General features: G+C 67.4%; 15 protein-coding genes. 5 read left to right on the plus strand and 10 right to left on the minus strand.

The features are described 5' to 3' along the window. Positions 1-170: 170 nt before the first annotated feature. From QFZ23_RS07355 to QFZ23_RS07365, 3 genes are all read right to left on the minus strand, one after another. Positions 171-1,598, minus strand: coding sequence for a class II fumarate hydratase (locus QFZ23_RS07355; RefSeq protein WP_306921711.1), 1,428 nt, complete (start codon positions 1,596-1,598; stop codon positions 171-173). Positions 1,599-1,685: 87 nt separating this feature from the next. After that, positions 1,686-2,300 carry a carbonic anhydrase gene (locus QFZ23_RS07360; protein ID WP_003797999.1) on the minus strand — a complete coding sequence of 205 codons (615 nt, stop codon included), beginning with the start codon at positions 2,298-2,300 and terminating at the stop codon, positions 1,686-1,688. Positions 2,301-2,309: 9 nt separating this feature from the next. Continuing rightward, the gene (locus QFZ23_RS07365) at positions 2,310-3,005 is read right to left on the minus strand and encodes a DUF4245 domain-containing protein (protein WP_306921714.1); all 696 of its coding nucleotides are present in this window, start codon (positions 3,003-3,005) and stop codon (positions 2,310-2,312) included. Positions 3,006-3,184: 179 nt separating this feature from the next. On the opposite strand from QFZ23_RS07365, the gene glpX reads away from it, so the two are divergent. Then, on the plus strand, positions 3,185-4,222 hold the full coding sequence (gene glpX, locus QFZ23_RS07370; RefSeq protein WP_003797994.1) for a class II fructose-bisphosphatase: 1,038 nt from the start codon (positions 3,185-3,187) through the stop codon (positions 4,220-4,222). 128 nt (positions 4,223-4,350) lie between these two features. On the opposite strand, the gene QFZ23_RS07375 is transcribed toward glpX, so the two are convergent. From QFZ23_RS07375 to QFZ23_RS07400, 6 genes are all read right to left on the minus strand, one after another. Next, positions 4,351-5,283 (minus strand): endonuclease domain-containing protein, encoded by a 933-nt coding sequence (locus QFZ23_RS07375; RefSeq protein ID WP_306921717.1) that lies wholly within the window; start codon positions 5,281-5,283, stop codon positions 4,351-4,353. A gap of 125 nt (positions 5,284-5,408) precedes the next feature. Next, positions 5,409-6,368, minus strand: a complete 960-nt coding sequence (locus QFZ23_RS07380) for a lipid II:glycine glycyltransferase FemX (RefSeq protein WP_306921720.1) — start codon at positions 6,366-6,368, stop codon at positions 5,409-5,411. A 6-nt stretch (positions 6,369-6,374) separates the two neighbouring features. Then, a complete protein-coding gene (gene manA / locus QFZ23_RS07385; protein ID WP_306921722.1) occupies positions 6,375-7,625 on the minus strand; it encodes a mannose-6-phosphate isomerase, class I in 1,251 nt (416 codons plus the stop codon). Positions 7,626-7,683: 58 nt separating this feature from the next. After that, entirely contained in the window at positions 7,684-9,336 is a 1,653-nt protein-coding gene (locus QFZ23_RS07390) for an LCP family protein (protein WP_306921724.1), read from the minus strand. 9 nt (positions 9,337-9,345) lie between these two features. Continuing rightward, positions 9,346-9,933, minus strand: coding sequence for a 5-(carboxyamino)imidazole ribonucleotide mutase (purE, locus tag QFZ23_RS07395; protein WP_306921725.1), 588 nt, complete (start codon positions 9,931-9,933; stop codon positions 9,346-9,348). Beyond that, positions 9,930-11,123 carry a 5-(carboxyamino)imidazole ribonucleotide synthase gene (locus QFZ23_RS07400; protein ID WP_306921726.1) on the minus strand — a complete coding sequence of 398 codons (1,194 nt, stop codon included), beginning with the start codon at positions 11,121-11,123 and terminating at the stop codon, positions 9,930-9,932. The genes purE and QFZ23_RS07400 overlap by 4 nt, the downstream gene beginning before the upstream one ends. A gap of 196 nt (positions 11,124-11,319) precedes the next feature. On the opposite strand from QFZ23_RS07400, the gene QFZ23_RS07405 reads away from it, so the two are divergent. Beyond that, positions 11,320-11,886 carry a GtrA family protein gene (locus QFZ23_RS07405; protein ID WP_306921727.1) on the plus strand — a complete coding sequence of 189 codons (567 nt, stop codon included), beginning with the start codon at positions 11,320-11,322 and terminating at the stop codon, positions 11,884-11,886. A 62-nt stretch (positions 11,887-11,948) separates the two neighbouring features. Here the strand turns inward: QFZ23_RS07405 and QFZ23_RS07410 are convergent, their stop codons facing one another. Next, entirely contained in the window at positions 11,949-12,647 is a 699-nt protein-coding gene (locus QFZ23_RS07410; RefSeq protein WP_306921729.1) for a TIGR03089 family protein, read from the minus strand. A gap of 350 nt (positions 12,648-12,997) precedes the next feature. On the opposite strand from QFZ23_RS07410, the gene QFZ23_RS07415 reads away from it, so the two are divergent. Genes QFZ23_RS07415 through QFZ23_RS07425 form a run of 3 tightly spaced genes read left to right on the plus strand, consistent with a single transcriptional unit; the run spans position 12,998 to position 18,625 of the window. Then, positions 12,998-13,558, plus strand: coding sequence for a WhiB family transcriptional regulator (locus QFZ23_RS07415; RefSeq protein ID WP_306921730.1), 561 nt, complete (start codon positions 12,998-13,000; stop codon positions 13,556-13,558). A gap of 29 nt (positions 13,559-13,587) precedes the next feature. Then, the gene (locus QFZ23_RS07420; protein ID WP_373427856.1) at positions 13,588-16,935 is read left to right on the plus strand and encodes a glycosyltransferase; all 3,348 of its coding nucleotides are present in this window, start codon (positions 13,588-13,590) and stop codon (positions 16,933-16,935) included. Then, positions 16,928-18,625: a DUF5719 family protein gene (locus QFZ23_RS07425; RefSeq protein WP_306921732.1), complete on the plus strand. Its 1,698-nt coding sequence runs from the start codon at positions 16,928-16,930 to the stop codon at positions 18,623-18,625. Before QFZ23_RS07420 ends, QFZ23_RS07425 begins: the two co-directional genes overlap by 8 nt. Positions 18,626-18,675: the final 50 nt, after the last annotated feature.

Genomic DNA, 18,675 nt, shown 5'->3' on the forward strand with positions numbered 1-18,675 from the left:
CGCACGTGTGGCCGCCCGCTTGCGCTCGCGGAGACCGCGGTTTTAGTGCAATTTGTTGCGGGCGGACACTTAGAGCGGCGCCGAACTGCCGTGGGCCCCGAACTGCCTTAAATGCAGCGGCCGCCCGCCTTCGCTGGGAAGGTGGGCGGCCGCCGTCGTACTTCAGTAAATCAGGCCTTGTGGGCCGGAGCCGTCATGGTGGTGACGTCCAGTGCCTTGTCGAGATCGGCCTCGGAAACCTTGCCTTCGCCTTCACCGACAAAGCCCAGCTTCTCGGTGGCCTGGCGGACGGTCAGGCCCTCATTGACGGCGGTCTTGGCGATCTTGGCGGCATTCTCGTAGCCAATGAACTTGTTCAGCGGAGTAACGATGGACGGCGAGGCCTCGGCGAGGAAGCGGGCACGCTCGACGTTGGCGGTGATGCCGTCGATCATCTTGTCGGCCATGACGCGGCTGGTGTTGGCCAGCAGTCGGACGGACTCGAGCAGATTGGCGGCCATGACCGGAATGCCGACGTTCAGTTCGAAGGCGCCGTTCGTGCCGGACCAGGCGATGGCGGTGTCGTTGCCGATGACCTGGGCGCAGACCATGATGGAGGCTTCGCAGATGACAGGGTTGACCTTGCCCGGCATGATCGAGGAGCCCGGCTGCAGGTCCGGAATGGCGATTTCGCCGAGGCCGGTGTTGGGGCCGGAGCCCATCCAGCGCAGGTCATTGTTGATCTTCATGAAGGAGATCGCAATGTTGCGCAGCTGGCTGGAGGCTTCGATGAGGCCGTCGCGGTTGGCCTGCGCCTCGAAGTGGTCGCGGGCCTCGGTCAGGGGCAGGCCGGTGTCGGTGGCGAGCAGCTCGATGACGCGCTCCGGGAAGCCGGCCGGGGTGTTGATTCCGGTGCCCACGGCCGTGCCGCCGAGGGGAACTTCGGCAACGCGGGGGAGTGCGGCGTTGATGCGCTCGATGCCATAGCGGACCTGCGCGGCGTAGCCGCCGAACTCCTGGCCCAGGGTAACCGGGGTGGCGTCCATGAGGTGCGTGCGGCCGGACTTGACCACATCCTTGAACTCGACGGCCTTGCGCTCCAGCGATTCGGCGAGGTAGCCGAGGGCCGGAATGAGGTCGTTGATCAGGGCCGAGGTGGCTGCAACGTGGACGGAGGTGGGGAACACGTCGTTGGAGGACTGCGAGGCGTTGACGTGGTCGTTGGGGTGGACCACCTTGTCGCTGCCCGCAGCCTTGAGGGCGCGCGAAGCCAGCTCGGCGAGGACCTCGTTGGTGTTCATGTTCGAGGACGTGCCGGAACCGGTCTGGAAGACGTCGATGGGGAAGTCGCCGTCGTACTTGCCCGCAGCCACCTCGTCGGCAGCGTCCGCGATCGCCTTGGCCAGCTCGCCGTCGAGCACACCCAGTTCAGCGTTGGCCTGGGCAGCGGCCTTCTTGACCCGGGCCAGCGCCTCAATGTGGGCGCGTTCCAGGGTTTTTCCGGAGATCGGGAAGTTCTCGACTGCACGTTGCGTCTGCGCGCGGTACAGGGCGTTCACGGGGACGCGGACTTCGCCCATCGTGTCATGTTCAATGCGGAACTCTTCAGTGGAAGTCATGGGGCTAGCTTAGGACGCCCGGGCGCCGCATCGAAAACCGTGAACGACTTGCTACAGGCGGCCCGCCCGGGCGCTTTCGGGACACTTCTAGAGGTCGCCGATTCCGGAAACAAGCTCCGCGTGGCCCTCGCCGAGGCTGTAGGAGAGGCCGATGACCGCTGCCCGGCCCGACTCGATTGCGTCCGAAATCACACGGGAGCTGTCCACGAGGCGCTGCGAGGTCTGCTTGACGTGCTCCACCACCATGTCATTGACCTCCGTCTGCTCGTTCCGCAGGGAGGTGAGGACCGACGGCGTGATGCGCTCCACGAGGTCGCGGATGAAGCCCACCGGCATCTGGCCGGTTTCGACGGCGGACTTCGTGGCGCTGACAGCTCCGCAGCTGTCGTGGCCGAGCACCACGATCAGCGGCACGCCCAGCACGCCGATGCTGTACTCGAGCGAGCCGAGGACGGCGTCGTCGATCACCTGGCCGGCGGTGCGGACCACGAAGACGTCGCCGAGTCCGACGTCGAAAATGATTTCGGCGGCGAGCCGCGAGTCAGAACAGCCGAAGATCACCGCAAAAGGATGCTGGTTCTCCACGAGCGAGGACCGCCGGGAGGCGTCCTGGTTCGGGTGCGAGGATTCACCGGTTACGAAGCGTTCGTTGCCTTCACGCAGACGGCGCCAGGCCAGGGCAGGAGTCAGGTAAGTTGTCACGGCCCCACCTTACGGCGTGGGGCTCACCGAGGGGGAAACAATGACAGCAGGGTTACTTTCCAGGGACTTGACGACGGCGGCAGCCAGAACCGCGAACTCCTCCAGTTGGGCGTCGCCCGCCAGTACGACGGTGGTGCCGCGGTAGGCGAGCACCATGCTCTTCTCGCCCTTGCCCGTGTCATGGAGTTCCCACTCCTTGCCGCCGGCGTTGCGCGTGCCGGTGACCGGGGCGTTCTTGGTCTGCTGCACCAGCCAGGTGGGGTTGGCCTTGCTGGTCTGGGTCAGGCCGATGAATTTTTCCTTCGGGGTCACATACCCGACCTCCCAGGCCGCAACGCCCGTGCCGGCGGCTGCCGCCCAGCGGGCGTAATTCGGGTGGAATGTGTCGCCCGCCGCGGGGGCCACCGGTGTGAATCCCGCCACACCCGCGGCGTTCTGGGCGACGGCGCTGACATCGATGTTGGGGCGGAAGCCATCCGACTTCGGTGACGGATTCATCAGGACGATGGGCAGAAACGCTGCGACGCTCACCAGGAGGGCGATGATCATTCCGATCACCGAGGCATTGGCCCGTTTCGCGGCGGCAGCGGGGATCACGGGCTTGACGGGCTGGCTGGCCGGCGACGGGGACGGGGCGGGAGCCTGCGCGCGGCTCGTGGGGGCGGACTGGTCCTGCGTATCACTCACCCTTCTATAGTCGCCCATGCGGGGTCCGAACTCACATTCGAAGCCGACGGCGGTGAGGGCCGCGGTCCGTTACGAGGCGGGGTAATCCCACGCCCAGGGCCCCGCGGCGGAGACTATGATCAGTTACAGAGGAATCACCGCGATGGTCGACTCAGGCCTAGCGGGCCCAATGATCGCCACTCGAAGAAGAGGTTCACGTGTCACCAGCGTCCATTACCCAGAAGTACTCAACACTTTCCCCGTCGCTCGCCGTCGGCATTGACGAGCCGGACCGCAACCTCGCCCTTGAACTTGTCCGCGTCACCGAAGCAGCGGCGATCGCCGGCGGCCACTGGGTGGGCTTCGGCGACAAGAACAAGGCGGACGGCGCCGCCGTCGACGCAATGCGTTCGTTCCTTCAGACTGTCCACTTCAACGGCGTCGTGGTCATCGGTGAAGGCGAAAAAGACGAAGCCCCGATGCTGTTCAACGGCGAACAGGTTGGTGACGGCACCGGCCCCGAGTGCGACGTCGCCGTCGACCCCATCGACGGAACCCGCCTGACCGCATTGGGCATCAACAACGCCCTGGCTGTCCTGGCCGTCGCCGAGCGCGGCTCCATGTTCGACCCCTCCGCCGTGTTCTACATGGAGAAGCTGGTCACCGGGCCTGAGGCCGCCGACATGGTTGACCTGCGTTTGCCGGTCAAGCAGAACCTGCACCTGATCGCCAAGGCCAAGGGCGTGAAGGTCAACCAGCTCAACGTCATGATCCTGGACCGTGACCGCCACCGGCCGCTGGTCGAGGAAATCCGTGAAGCCGGCGCGCGCACCAAGTTCATCATGGACGGAGACGTTGCAGGTGCCATCGCCGCTGCCCGCTCCGGCACCGGCGTGGACGCCCTCATGGGTATCGGCGGAACCCCGGAAGGCATCGTGGCGGCCTGTGCCATCAAGTCCCTGGGCGGCGTGATCCAGGGCCGGCTATGGCCCACGAGCGACGACGAGAAGCAGAAGGCGATCGACGCCGGCCACGACCTCGAGCGGGTCCTGTCCACCAACGACCTCGTCACCAGCGACAACTGCTACTTCGCCGCCACCGGCATCACCGACGGCGACCTCCTCCGCGGCGTCCGTTACAACAAGGAGAAGGTGCTGACGCAGTCGATCGTCATGCGCTCCAAGTCCGGCACCATCCGCTTCGTGGACGGCGAGCACCAGGCCAGCAAGTGGGAAGGCTACGCCCGCAAGAGCTAGCCCCTCCGGCTTCGGCCGCTCCCAGCGCCCTCCTAGCGCGAACGTACAGTTGTGGCCCCTTTTCCGACCGGATTAGGGGCCACAACTGTACGTTCGCGGGCCTTTCAACGGAAGGCGTCCCAGGTTCCCTATGCCTGGCGCCGGAGCCGCCCCTGCAACGTTGCCCTGACCTTCTCGAGAACGAAGGGCTTCTCGCCGTCAAGATCGTCCTTGAATATTCTGAGCTCGGTCCAGCCGAGGCGCTCCGTGGTTTCCTTGCGCTTCCTGTCGCGTGCCGTCTGGATCGGATCCGAATGGTGCCCGCCGTCGTATTGGAGCGCGAGGAGGTGTTCCGGATAGGCGGCGTCCGGCCATACAGCCGGTTGGCCCCAACTATTGCGGATGACATGGATTAGAACTGGTTCGCCGAGCTTGGTGCGGGCAAGAACCAGGCGCATTCTGGTCTCCTGCGGGGAGTCAGCCCCAATGCGGATCTCGGGGAGTGCGAGCCGCGCCGTCTTCATGCCACGCATGCCCGGGTGTGAGGCAACCATGCGCCGCAGGTCCTCGATCGTCGCCAGTGCAAGCCGCGGTACCGGGAATTCCGATCCATGGGCAACCACCGCGGAGTCTCCCGCGGCGATCAGTTCGTCGACGCTCAGCAGGTTCGCCAGGTCGAGCCAGGTTCTTGCAGGCGAGGTGACCCGGACGCCGTCGTGGATCACCACCTCGCCGGGTTTGAAAGTCATACGGTGACCAACGACGTTCCGCCGGCGGGGCTTGCTGCCGTTTCTCTCGCGTGCGACGTGGATTCTCCAGTCCTCCTGCATCCAGGCGGGAAGGCCGTAACCCCAGATCCGCGCGCCGGAGCGGTGCGTGAGTGTAGACGCGTCGTCCAGCGAGGTGTAAGCGCGCAGGTTCGCGGACGTGGTGGCCTCACCTTTCAGCGGAACGCGGATCCCGCGGGAGGGAATGGCCAGGTCCGGTTGCCGCTGGCGCTTCCTGGACACACCGCAGGCGGCAGCGTCGGAAGAAGTGAATGATCCCGCAGCCAGATCCTGGGGCAGTGGTGAGAGACGCATGCTCCAGTGTGCACCGGGCAAAGGGCCGCGGGGAGGTTATCCACAGACGCAAACTCCGGGAGAGCGCGAACGTACACTTGTGGCCCTGAACTGCGGGCTCAAGTGTCCGTTCGCGCTCTTCGCGCTCAGGAGGTGGGGCGCTTGATGAGGGCCTTGATGCTTTCGCGGAGTTTGCGGGCCACCTGGTAGGCCGCGTACCGGGGCCGGTTGACGGGCAGGTCCCAGGTGCCGGGGTAGGCGATCTCCCGCCCGCCGAACGACTTCTTGAACGCGGTGAACCCTGCCCACTTGTGGTCGGGCTGGTCGGCGGGGGCCACGCCCCAAAGGTCCACATGCTTCAGGCCCCTCTCCTGGGCATCGGCCATGAGCGTCACGAGGAGGGGAATGCCAGCACTGAGCTTGCGGTGGGTGTCATCCATGGCAGCGTGGGCGTACGTCCGAGTGTCCGCCGAATCGTAGGCCAGGGCTGCCGCCACTGGGCCGCCGTGCAGGTCGGCGATGAACAGCGTGGCCGCGCCCGCCGGCATGAGGGACTGGGCCACCTGCGTCAGGTACTCGTCGCTCTGCGGCTTGAAGCCGTTCCGCCGTGCGGTCATGTGGAGGAAGTTCAGGAGTACGCGGATGTCCTCGGGATCCTGCGTGGCGCGGAACGTGACGCCCTTCTTGTGAATATTCCGGTACAGGTTGCGGTTGACTGGCTTCATCTCCGCCAGGACCTCCTTGAAGTCCCGGTCAAGGTCCACGATCCAGCTGAGTTCGGGCTGCTGGTTGACCGGGGCCGGCTGCAGGCCACGGCTCCGCAGCGCCTCGGGCGCGCCCTCAGGATCGAGACCCGCAGTCACAGGCTCGATCCGGATGAAGACGGCGCCACAGGACTTCGCCAGCGTCCGGAGGGCCGCCAGTGCGGCGTCGAACGCCTCCACCGACTCGGCCACAGGGCCGTACGGCGCATACAGGACCTTGCCCGCGGGGTTCTTCTCCTCAATGGCCAGGAAACTCCAGCCGGGACCGGATTGCCGGTGCACGTGGCGTCCCAGCGACTTCTGGAAGTCCTCCCAGGCTTTTGTTTGCAGGAAATATTCCACAGCGGGTCAGGCCTTCGTCGAGGTGGTCACGGCGAAGGCCACGGCGTTCTCCGTGGCCCCGGACACGGGATGGACGTTGACGGGGGCGTCGGCGTCCGGCAGGAAGGCACTTGCGCCGTGGCCCAGCTGGAGGTCGCCCTTCGGCGAGTCAAGGATCACGGAACCGGTGACGACAATAACCACCGCGGCGCCCGACTGCGCCAGCGGAACAGGCTCGCCGTCCGGCTGCAGTTCGATCCGCTGGAGCTGGAACTCGCGGAAGGGCGGGAAGTACAGTTCCTGTCCGAGTTCGGAGGTCTCCGGCCGGAGCATGGGAACGTCCACCGATTCGAAGGCGATCGTGTTCAGCAGCTCGGGAATGTCGATGAACTTGGGAGTCAGTCCGCCGCGGAGCACGTTGTCCGAGGACGCCATCACCTCGACGCCGAGGCCGTGCAGGTAGGCATGGATCTTGCCTGCAGGGAGGTATACGGCCTCGCCGGGTTTCAGGGACAGCCGGTTCAGCAGCAGGGAGATCAGCACGCCGGGATCGCCGGGGTATTCGCTGTTGAGGCTCAGTACCGTGGAAAGCTCCGGCTGGTAGGGAGCAAGGGGTGCACCCGAGGCCAGCACATCGACCACCCGGGACGTAGCTTCCCTGACTTCCTCGCCACCGGCGATCAGCCGTTCGAACGCCGACCTCAGCGCTGTCGCCTCCTCGGGCTGCGAGAGGTCGTCGATGACGTCCTTCAGAACCTGCGGGACGCCGTTCCCGGGAAGCTCCAGGCAGCCTGCGAGGTGGAGGAAGATGTCGCGGGACTTCTCCGGTTCACGGAATCCGCACAGCGACTCGAACGGGGTCAGCGCGAAAATCATTTCGGGTTTGTGGTTGTCGTCATGGTAATTGCGGTTCGCCGCGTCGGCCGGAATGCCGGCGTCATTTTCGCGGGCGTACCCGGCCCTGGCCTGCTCAAGGCTCGGGTGCACCTGCAGGGACAGCGGCTTGGCTGCAGCGAGGAGCTTAGCCAGGAACGGCAGCCGGGGACCGAACTCGGCCACCGAAGCCGCGCCCAGAAAATGTTCCGGGTCCTCACCGATGAGTGCGTCAAGCGGCGTGGTCGTGCCGTCCGGCCGGATGGCCACCGACGGCGAATCAGGATGGGCACCTATCCACAACTCGGCTTCCGGACCGCCGGACTCCGGCCGGCCGAGCAGGCCGGCGATCGCCGTCGTCGATCCCCAGGCATACCGCCGCAGGACATTCTCTATCTGGTACACGCCTGGTGTCCCCCCTCTTTTGATGTACGTAGTGCTCAAAGCGTGCTGTAGGTGTTGCTCAAAGCGGTGCGCACTGGCCGTTGGTGGCCACGAGGTCGCGGATGGCCTGCTCGTTGCCCTCGCGCTTGAACTGGTTCAGCATCGCTTCCGTGATCGGTTCCCCCTCAGGGGTGGTGGTCACCGGGGTGAAGTCCGACGCCGACGATGGTGACGGTGAGGGGGTGGTGGCCGGAAGGCCCGCGAGGGGACCTGCTGCGGCGCCTGCGGCGGAGAGCCCGTTGCCGGGCACGGCACCCGGCTGCAGCAACGTGTCTTCAGACGCGGCGGCTGGCGACGACCCGGAGCTGGCAGACGCGAGCAGCTTCTTGACCCGGTCATGGATCTGGTCGAAGTTGGGCACCGTGGAGAAGGACGCGTCGAAGTCAGGTGGGCCGATGGTGAGCCGCTTGACGTCCTGGCCCTTGGCCTTCATGGCCAGGTCCACGAAGCTGCCGAGCTGGCTGGCGGAGATGTTGGAGTCCACCACCTTCGTGCCGGCGTTGGCGATGTCCTCGAATTTCGCCAGCAGAGTTGCGGGGTCCAGCTGTTTCAGCATGGCCTGCTGGACGCATTGCTGCCGCTGAATCCTGGCGTAGTCGTCCACGAATTCCCGGGAGCGGCCGTACCAGAGGGCGTGGTAGCCGTCCAGCTTCTGTTCTCCGGCCGGGATCCAGCCCAGCGGCATGCCGTGGATGCCGTTGGCCTCGTCAATCATGTCGCCGCTGATGGGCACCCAGCCGCCGGCCTTGATCCGGATGCCGCCCATCGCGTCAATCAGCTTCGCGAAGCCGTCCATGTCCACCAGCACATACGCCTGCACGGTGATGCCGAGCGTGCCCGAAACCGCTTCCAGGGTGGCCTGCGCTCCGGGATCCGCAACCCCGGGGTACAGGTCCTTGTGCTCGTTCGTGACTTCGGTGTTGATCGCGTTGATGAGGCACTCGTCGCCGCAGTTGTAGCCGTCCGGATAGATCTTCCGCATGGGCGAACCTTCGCTGAACTGGGCGTTCTGCAGGTTACGCGGCACCGAGATGATGGCCGTCTGGCCGGATTTGGCGTCGACGCTGAGCACGGACAGGCTGTCCGGGCGCCGGCCGGTCCTGTCGGCACCGGCGTCGCCGCCCATCATGAGGAAGTTGTAGCGGCCGTCCACCGGTTCGATGGCCGGTCCGTTGGCGTTGAAGATGCTGCCGATCGCATTCCGGCTGACGTTGAGCAGGTATGCGGCGTAGCCCAGCGATCCGCTGCTCACCACCATGGCGAGGACAAGGGCAATCACGACGGCGGGCCGCATCCGGGTGGGCAGCAACACCGGCCGGATGAGCCGCAGGGTGTTGACGAACAGCACCAGCCAGCCCACTGCCAGCGCGGCAAGGACAAGGACGATGAGCAGCGAGGCAACCGGATTGGTGATGATGTTGATCAGCAGGGTCCGGTTGGTGAACAGCAGCACCAGGGCAAGGATCACGAGCAGCCAGGCGCTGAGCGTCACGCGCAGGGCGATCCGGCCAAGCTTGCGGTCGCCGGCCACGATCTGGGCACTCCCGGGCACCAGCAGCGTGAGTAGGATCAGCAGGAACGCGCGCTTGGTCCGGACAGGTTCAGCAGCGCTCGACGGGTTGCGGACGGGATCCGTCAGTGGGCCCTGGGACGGCAATTCGGTGTTGGACATGGCAGATCCCTACCGGCTGCTCCGGAGAGCCACGTTTGCGTCGGAGAAGACTTCGTTGACTTTCTGGCGCAGGTTGGCGCCTTTCCGGCTTGCCACGTCGTTGAGTTCCTGGGCGAAGTCCAGGAGCTCCGTGCGGAGGCGGGCGGAGAGCTCATCGGTGCCGGACGCCAGCATGCGGACGGCGAGCAGGCCTGCGTTCCGGGCCCCGGCGATGGAGACCGTGGCCACGGGGACCCCGGCGGGCATCTGCACGATGGAGAGCAGGGAATCCATGCCGTCCAGGGTCTTGAGCGGGACCGGAACACCGATCACTGGCAGGGGGGTGACGGACGCAAGCATGCCCGGCAGGTGCGCCGCACCGCCGGCTCCGGCAATGATCACGCGGAGGCCGCGCTCGTGCGCGGTCTGTCCGTAGCGGATCATCTCGGTGGGCATGCGGTGGGCGGAGACAACATCCGCCTCGAACGGAATGCCGAACTCGGCCAGGGCATCGGCCGCAGCCTCCATGACGGGCCAGTCCGAATCCGAGCCCATGACGAGGCCTACGAGGGGGGCGGGGGCACCGGTTTCCGGGGCTGCAGCGGATTCGGGGCTCATGAGGTCTCCTCGGTGGTGCCTGATGCCGCGGCCGGCAGTCTGCCGTCACGGATGATGTTCGCCACGGTGGTGGCGCGCTGGCGGAGGGAGTCAACGTCCGCAGCGGACGCGCCCACCAGGTTGACGTGCCCGATCTTTCGGCCGGGACGCACGGATTTGCCGTAGCAGTGGACCTTGGCGGCCGGTTCTGCCGCCAGCGCGGCCGGGAAGGCGGAGAAGAGGTCCTGGTTGTCGCCGCCCAGGAAGTTCTTCATCACGGCGACCTGGCCCAGGACGTCCGTCGCACCCAGGGGCAGGTTCAGGACCGCCCGCAGGTGTTGTTCGAACTGGCTGGTGACGGAGCCGTCCTGCGTCCAGTGCCCCGTGTTGTGGGGCCGCATCGCCAATTCATTGATCAGGAAGCCGGCGCCGCTGCCGGGCGTCTCGAACATCTCCACGGCCATGACGCCGGTGACGCCGAGTTCATTTGCGATCCGGAGGGCAGCCTCCTCGGCGGCCGCAGCCACCTCAAGGGAAATGTTCTGTGCCGGCGCGATCACTTCGTCGCAGACGCCATCCACCTGAATGGTGTGGACCACCGGCCAGGCGCGGGACGCCCCGTCCGGAGTGCGGGCTACGAGTGCCGAGAGTTCGCGGCTGAACTCGACCTTGGCCTCGGCGAGGAGCGGGCTCATGGCCTCGAACCAGTCGGCGGTCTCTGCGGCTTCCTCGGGGGAACCGACGATCCGCACGCCCTTTCCGTCGTAGCCTCCGCGCGGTGTTTTGAGCACCACGGGCCAGCCGATCCGGTTCCCGAAGCTGACCAGCCCGGCGACGTCGTCCACCGCGGCCCACTCGGGGTTGGGCAGTTCGAGGCGGTCGATGGCGGCGCGCATGACCAGCTTGTCCTGGGCGTTGACCAGGGCGTCCGGGCCGGGCTGGACGTTCACTCCGGCCTCGATCAGGGCATAGAGGTGGTCGCCCGGGACGTGCTCGTGGTCAAAGGTCATCACGTCCAGGCCCTTGGAGAACTCCATCAGGGCCGCGAGATCCTTGTAGTCGCCCACGGGGGCATTGGGGACAGCGGAGACCGCGGATACGTCTTCGCCTTCAGCCAAAACACGGAGTTCAAAGCCCAGGGCCGTGGCGGCGGGGGCCATCATGCGCGCAAGCTGGCCGCCGCCAACCACGCCGATTACTGGAAAAGTCACATGTTCCAGCCTACAGAAAAGGAGCGCGGTTGCTGTCTTTCATGGCTGTGAAGCTTCCCAAGTCGCACGATTTTGGCGGCGCGGCTGCGGATGGGGCCCTCCGGCGCAGGAACGCATTGAGGTTACTCCCGGCAAACGGCGCTAAAATGGGAGCTTGGCCCAACGGCCCCCACTATTCAAACGGCCACGGAGGGTCATGATTAACACACTTGCAGAGCGCATCCGGGGACTCGCCTCGCTTTTCTGGCGCGAGGTGGCGAAGTTCGGTGCCGTGGGCGGTGTGGCGTTTGTCATTGACAACGGGCTGACTTATTACCTGATGCACGGACCCATGACGGACAGCGAGGCCAAGGCCCGCTTCGTGGGCGCCACCGTCGCCACCGTCTTTTCCTGGATCGCCAACCGTCTCTGGACGTTCCGGCACCGCCGCCAGGCCAACGTGCTCCGTGAATTCCTGATGTTCATCCTCATCAACGGCATCGGGATCGGCATCTCCACCGGCTTCACGGCCCTGGCGAAGTATTCGTTGGGCGTCACGGACAAGAACATGCTCTTCGCCGCGGGCGTCGTGGGCATTCTGGTGGCCACGGTCGTCCGCTTCTTTGCCTACCGGTTCCTCGTCTTCAACCAGGAACTCGACCAGGAACCGGAGTTCTCGCACGACCACGAGATCATAGAGCTCCACCACCACCCCGCCAAGCCGGCGGAGCGCGTCCTGGAACCGGACGTAGACGACCCCGAGCGGCCCGTCCGGCCAAGCTAGTACCGTCCGGCCACGCTAGTTCCGTCCCGCCACGCTAGTTCCGTCAAGCCCGGGCTAGCGGCTCACTCGCCGTGGATGCGCTCGGCTGTCAGAAGCTTCTCCGTCAGCTCCACGTCGCCATGGACCAGGACCACCGAACCGTCGCTCTTCCACGCGCCCAGGGCGTTGGCCAGCGCCGCCTCGAGGCCGTCGGCCGCGCGCACCAGGAGCCTCGCGCTCGGCTCGTGTCCCGCGGCAAACTCCGCCAGGAGGGCTTCATGCCGGACGGCTGCACCGTCTGAGCCGCGGACCGCAGGAGCTCCCGGATCGGGGTCATTGTGGGCCATGAACACGTCACCGTGGGAGCGGACCTCGGCGGCATAGTCGAGAACTCCGGCGGGCAGATCGCCTGGCCACCGCATCGCCAGGGCAGGCAGCGGAACAGCAACGACGGCGTCGAACCCGTCCTCTGCGGCGTCCGGCTCGGACGTGGCGAGCAGGTCCGCGTCGCCGGATCCGAGCACCACTTCCATGCCCAGCTGCCAGGCGGCGAGGGCCCAGATGATGGATTTCCAGTGTGCGGGCAGGTCCAGCCGCAGCCGCATTCCCGGCTCGGCGTCGAGTTCGTCCTGGAGCAGGTTGCTGGTCTTTGCGACCCAGTTGTCCAGCACCCGGCCGGAGAGTTCCACCCGCTCCGCGTCGGGGCCGTACCAGGTCAGGCGCGGTGAGGTGGAGTGGCCCGAGCGCAGGGCCGTCATCAGATCAGTGGCCGGGATGTTCATGGCTTCATCTTGCCACGGCTTTTACCGTGATCTCCGGCACAACAGTTTGTAACGTCGTTTGCCTTAACCTACCGGCCCGCGGCAGAATTGCCGGAATTGCACGCGCGGCGGGCGGGATACTAAGGTTGCTGTCAAATTCCGGGCGGGCGCCGCGCGGGGCGGGAAAATAATTCCCGGGCGTGGCGCGCCTGCTGATTCGGACCGGTATTGATTATTATTCCGTCGCGGCTTGACTCCCTACTACTTACACCCGTGTAATTAGATATCGAAAAGCCGCGGCGAACTCTCAGGAACACCACGTAGTGTCCTGACCGTCGGGCCGGGGGCCGCACTACTCAGGAGGGGACGCCATGGGGCAAGCGGAGCGTATGCATGATGATGCTGTTATGGCCGGCCAGGCCACAGCAAAGTACAGGTCACGGGGGGTACCCAGCGACTGGTACGTAGATCCGGCTGATCCGGACGCCGCAGAGCGGTACAACAAGGACACGTCTGCCTCGCTGCAGGACCAGGCCACGGCCTTCCTGGCCCAGCATGACGCCCTCCAGAATGAGTCCCTGCTGGCCGGGCAGCCGGAGCAGGACGAGGACGATTTTGATCCCCCCATGGAGATCAGTAACCCGGCATCCTCCACCCTGGCCCAGCCGGTGTGGATCGGTTTGCCGCTGGGGCAGGATTTCGACGACGAAGGCGAGCTTGGGTGGCAGACCGATGCGCTGTGCGCCCAGACAGATCCGGAGGCTTTTTTCCCGGAAAAGGGCGGTTCCACACGGGACGCCAAGAAAGTTTGCGGAGCGTGCAGCGTGCGGTCGCAGTGCCTGGAGTATGCACTGGCGAATGACGAACGGTTTGGGATTTGGGGTGGCCTCTCCGAGCGTGAGCGCCGACGGCTGAGGAAGCGAGCGGTCTAATTCTTCAGGAAGTACACGTCACTGCCGTTGTGGTAGCCCACAACGGCAGTGACTATCTGCCCAGGACACTTTCAGCGCTGGCCGCGCAGACCCGGCCGGCGGACACCGTGATCGGGGTGGATACCGGCTCACAGGACAATTCGGCTGCCCTCCTGCAGCGTGCCATCGGCGATGCCAATGTCATTGCCGTCAATGGCGGCAAGACGGGGATGGGCGCTGCCGTGCGGGCCGGCTTGGCCGCCCTGGCCCCGTGGAACCGGCGGGGCCAGCAAGGCCAGTCCGAATGGATCTGGCTGCTGCACGATGATGCGGCACCCGCCCCCGAGGCGCTGGCCGAACTGTTGCACGCCGTGGAGCGTGCCCCCTCCGTTACAGTCGCGGGCTGCAAGCAACTGGACTGGAACGCCAAACGGCGTCTGATCGACGTCGGGCTTTCCACCAGCCGCTGGGCAGAGCGGCTCACGCTGATCGAGGCGGACGAACTCGACCAGGGGCAGTACGACGGACGTTCCGACACGTTCGCCGTCAACTCCGCCGGCATGCTGGTTCGGCGGGACATCTGGGAGCACCTCAAAGGGTTTGACCTCGCGCTTCCCGGCACGGGCGACGACGTCGACTTCTGCTGGCGTAACCGACTGGCCGGGCACCGGGTGGTGGTGGTTCCCAGCGCGAGTATGTTCCACGTCTCCCACCGGCCGCACGCCCTTGGCACGGCCTCGGCAGCGCGCCGGGCACAGGTTCACCTGCGGCTTAAGCACGCCCCGCTGTGGGCGCTGCCGCTGCACGCTGTCGGCGCCCTCCTCGGCAGCCTACTCCGGCTAGTCTTCAGCATCGCCGTGAAGGACCCCGGCTACGGCTTTTCGCAGCTCCTGGCCACAGCGGCGGCCCTCGCCAGGCCCGCCGCCCTCGCCCGTGGGCGGCGCAACGCTGCTCGCACCCGCCGCGTCCGCCGCTCAGTGGTTAAAGCCCTGCAGACAGAACGGCGTGAAGTGTGGGGCCACAGGCGCTCCCTGATGGAAGCGCTTGGCGCGGACGACGCCCGGGCCTCCGAGGACAGCAATGATCCGCTGGAGGAACAGCCCAGCGGCGACTCGACGGACGACTTCGCCGCCCTGTCCACGAACGAGCGGGGCTGGGTGGGCAACGGTGCCGTCGCCGCCGTGATCCTTGCCACCGTGGCGTCCTTCGCCGGCCTTGCCGCGCTTTTCCAGGCCGACGCCGCCGCCGGCGGAGCGCTCCTGCCGGTCTCAGCCCGGCTGGAGGACATCTGGCACCACGCCTCCAGCTGGTGGATCGGGCTGGGCGCCGGACTCCCGGGACACGGCGACCCCTTCGGCTACGTCCTCTGGATCCTCGGCTTGTTGGGCGGAGGCAACGCTAACGGTGCCGTCATCTGGCTCCTCCTGCTGGCCATGCCGCTCTCCGGCCTGACTGCCTGGTTCGCCTCCGGTGCCCTGACCTCCTACCGCCGCTTCCGGTTGGCGGCTGCCTTGGTCTGGGCGGCGGCGCCGGCCCTGCAAGTGGCTGTCAACCAGGGGCGCATCGGAGCCCTGCTGGCGCACCTCATGATGCCACTGCTGGTCCTGGCACTGCTGCGGGCCACCGGCTCCGCGTTCGGACGCGGCCGCTTCGCCCCCGTTCCGCCCGGCAGCCTCGCGGACCAGCCGCCAGCCAAGCCCGGCGTCAATGGCACGCCGTCGTGGACGGCAGCCGCGGCCGCCGGGCTGGCGCTGGCGGTCATCACGGCCGCCGCCCCGTCGCTCCTGTTGCCGGCCGCCGTCGCCATCATCCTCCTGAGCCTGGTGCTGGGGAAGCGCGGACGCACGCTCTGGTGGGCGCTCCTGCCGAGCGCTGCGCTGTTTGTGCCGTTTGCCCTGTCCACCCTCGACCGGCCCAGGGCACTGCTGGCCGACCCCGGACTGCCCCTGCCCTTCGAAGGTGCTCCGGTATGGCAGCAGATTCTGGGCCAGCCGCTCAGTTTCGACCCCGCCGGCGGTCTCTCCGGGCTGGCGCTCTTTTCCGGCGGGTCCGTCCCTTGGGCGCTGCTGCTGGCACTCCTGGTCGGAGCCCCGCTGCTGGCGCTGGCCGTTGCCGCGCTCTTTGTTCCGCTCCGGATCCACCCGGACCGCCGCGGCCGCATCGCCAAGGCCCTCTGGGTCGCGGCGCTGCTCGCGCTGGCCGGCGGATGGCTGGCAGCGCACGTCGCCACCGGGGCCGGCACCCAGGCGCTCGTTGTGCCTTTCACCGGTCCGGCCGTTTCCGCTGCCGTGTTCGCGCTGCTGGGGGCGGCCATCATCGGCGGAGACGGCCTGCTGACGCTTGCCGCCTCCGGATCGGACAACCAGTCCCGTGGTGCGGGAGTGCGTCACGGCGCCGTGGCCCGCAGTGCGGCGGCGCTGGCGCTGGTGCTCCTGCTCGCCGGGCCGCTGGCCGGGCTGGCGGCCTGGACGGTGCAGAATGTTGTGCAGCCGGCCGACGCCGCGGTGCACGCTGACACGGCGGACCTCGGGGCGCCCCGGCTCGTGGGCCCCACGGACCCGCGGATGCTGCCCGCCACCGCGGTGGACCGTGGCGAGGGGCCGGAGCAGACCCGAACGCTGCTGATCAGCACCGGCGAGGACGGAACGTACAGCGCCACCCTCATGCGCGGAGGGGGCACCACGCTGGACGGCCTCTCAACGATCGCGGCCGCCCGGGACATCATCGGCAACCCCGGGCAGGAATCGGTCCGCGACGACGACGAAGTCACCGCGGCGCTGCGCACCAGCGTGGCCACCCTGGTGGCTGCCCGCGGCGTCGATCCGCGGCCCGAACTGGAGCGGCTCGGCGTCGGATTCGTCGTCCTGCGCGCCGCAGACACCGCAGCCCAGCTGACTGCAAGCCGGATGGACGCGGTTCCCGGGCTGGCGGCCGTCGGGCCCACCAATACGGGCTGGCTCTGGCGCGTGGCACCGCTGAATGACGCCGTCCTGCAGCCCGCAGACGTCGCCCATCGCGTGCGCATCATCGACAGCAAGGGCGCCACGATCGGGCTGGTTCCCTCGGATCTGACCGGAGCCAACGCCTCGGTGCCCAAGGGACCCGAGGGCCGGCTGCTGGTACTCGCCGAGCGGGCAGATCCCGGCTGGACCGCCTGGCTCGACGGCCGCAAACTGACGTCCACCACCTCCGGCTGGTCCCAAGCCTTCACGCTGCCCCCGCAGGCGGGCCAGGTGACAGTCCGGTATGAAAGCCCGTGGGCGCTCTGGTCCGGCGTCCTCCAGGCCGCCGTCATTGGCTTGACCGTCCTGCTGGCGCTCCCGATGCCGGCTCGGCGCCCCAACACCGGCTTGTCCAGGGACGAAGGCTCCCTGCGTAAGGAATACCAGAATGCATGAGGAAGAGAACGACGGCGGGACTCCGGCGAAGCGGGGCAGCGGACCGGTAGTCCGGGCTACTGGAGGCAACGCTTCTGGCAGCAGCGTTTCCGGCACCCGGTCCAGCGGTGCCAGGCGCATAGCCGGCCCCCGCGGCATCGTCGCGGGGGTGCTCTCCGGTGTGGTCATTCTCGCCGCCGGCGGAGGCATTGTGGCGGCAGCCACCCTGGCGCCGCAGCCATCGGCAGCCAAGCCGCTCGATGCGGCGGAAGCGGCCGTACCAGCCGGAAGCGTCCAGGACGTCTGCCCTGCTCCGGCGCGGCTCCTTGAAGGAACGCCGGTAGGGACCGACCCCCAGTTCAGCCCCGAATCCGCCACGGCCAAGAGCGCCGTGTCCGCGGCGGTGGTCAGCTCGGCGGGCGGCACCCTTCCCGGCAGCGCGCTCTCCGCGCTGAAGGGGTCCGAACTGAGGCGGATCGCCAAGGCGCCCGCCTCGGCGGCGGCTCCCGCCGGCTCCTCCGGAGTGCTCGCCGGGGTGGTCGAGGGGGAAACCGTGGACGACATCAGCGTGCTGTCCGCGGATGCCCTCGCCAACCGGCAGCCGGCGGCGGCAGCCCTCATGGCCTACACGGCCACTGACGGGGACCTGCAGGGATCGGCGGCAGCCGCCTGCCAGGCGCCCTCGAACGACCTCTGGCTCAGCGGCGCCAACACCGCGGTGGGCCGCAGCAGCGTCATCAATCTCACTAACGCCTCCACCACCCCTGCAACAGTGAACCTTGAGCTTTACGGAAAGGCCGGCCAGGTCAAGGCCTCGGGCAGCCGCGGCCTCCTGGTGGGACCGAAATCGACCCGCTCGATCGTCCTGGCCGGTCTCGCGCCCGGTGAAGAACGGCTGAGCGTGCACGTCCGGAGTTCCGGCGGGCCCGTCAGCGCCTTCATCCAGCAGAGCGTGCTGCGCGGGCTGACCTCCGGCGGCGTGGATTTCATCGCACCGGGGATCTCCGCGGCCCCGTCCCAGGTGATGACAGGCATCGACATCCAGGATGCCGGGGACGTGAAGTCTCTGACCGGCGAACCGGGTTTTGACGACGCCGGACCGTCGCTGCAGATCACCGTTCCCGGCCCGTCGGATGCCGTGGTGGAGGTCAAGCTGTTTGGCCGCGCCGGGCAGCAGGCCCTCCCGGGCGGAGGCGTTGTCACGGCCAAGGCCGGCAGCGTCACCGAGGTGCCCCTGGCTGGCGTTCCTGCCGGCACGTACACCGTTTCCGCCACGTCGGACGTCAGCATTGTGGCCGCAGCTCGCGTGAGTCGTGGCCTGAAGGCCAGCCAGAGCCTGGACTTCGCGTGGTCCCCGGCCACCGCCCAGCTTGGCAGCCAGCACGTAGTCCCGCTGCCCCAAGGCGGGGAGCGGCAGCTGGTCTTCGGCGCCCTGGACGGCAGGGCCACCATTTCCTATGCCCCGATCACGGCCGACGGGAAACTCCGCACCGCGGCGACCGCGGACATCGCGGCCGGCACCACCACAACCCTCAAGGCAGCGGACAAGATCGGCAACTCCGCCGTCGTCGGATACTTGGTGTCCGCCTCCGGCGGAGCGGCCTACGGCACTGTGCTGCTGGAACGGGAAGACCGGAACGATGTTTCCACCGTGGCCATCGCTCCGGGCGCAGAGGGCCAGGAAAAAGTACCGGTGACGCTGGGCTACTAGCCGCGGACGTGCGCCGGCGGAAAAACCCGCCCGGTAGCGCAGGCGGTGGA

The sequence above is a fragment of the Arthrobacter globiformis genome, from assembly GCF_030818015.1.
Classification (GTDB): domain Bacteria; phylum Actinomycetota; class Actinomycetes; order Actinomycetales; family Micrococcaceae; genus Arthrobacter; species Arthrobacter globiformis_C.

Excerpts from the sequence above, each read along its gene's own strand:
- QFZ23_RS07355 (WP_306921711.1), bottom strand. The coding sequence starts at position 1,598 with ATGACTTCCACTGAAGAGTTCCGCATTGAACATGACACGATGGGCGAA.
- QFZ23_RS07365 (WP_306921714.1), bottom strand. The coding sequence starts at position 3,005 with ATGGGCGACTATAGAAGGGTGAGTGATACGCAGGACCAGTCCGCCCCC.
- QFZ23_RS07375 (WP_306921717.1), bottom strand. The coding sequence starts at position 5,283 with ATGCGTCTCTCACCACTGCCCCAGGATCTGGCTGCGGGATCATTCACT.
- QFZ23_RS07390 (WP_306921724.1), bottom strand. The coding sequence starts at position 9,336 with ATGTCCAACACCGAATTGCCGTCCCAGGGCCCACTGACGGATCCCGTC.
- purE (WP_306921725.1), bottom strand. The coding sequence starts at position 9,933 with ATGAGCCCCGAATCCGCTGCAGCCCCGGAAACCGGTGCCCCCGCCCCC.
- QFZ23_RS07405 (WP_306921727.1), top strand. The coding sequence starts at position 11,320 with ATGATTAACACACTTGCAGAGCGCATCCGGGGACTCGCCTCGCTTTTC.
- QFZ23_RS07410 (WP_306921729.1), bottom strand. The coding sequence starts at position 12,647 with ATGAACATCCCGGCCACTGATCTGATGACGGCCCTGCGCTCGGGCCAC.
- QFZ23_RS07415 (WP_306921730.1), top strand. The coding sequence starts at position 12,998 with ATGGGGCAAGCGGAGCGTATGCATGATGATGCTGTTATGGCCGGCCAG.
- QFZ23_RS07425 (WP_306921732.1), top strand. The coding sequence starts at position 16,928 with ATGCATGAGGAAGAGAACGACGGCGGGACTCCGGCGAAGCGGGGCAGC.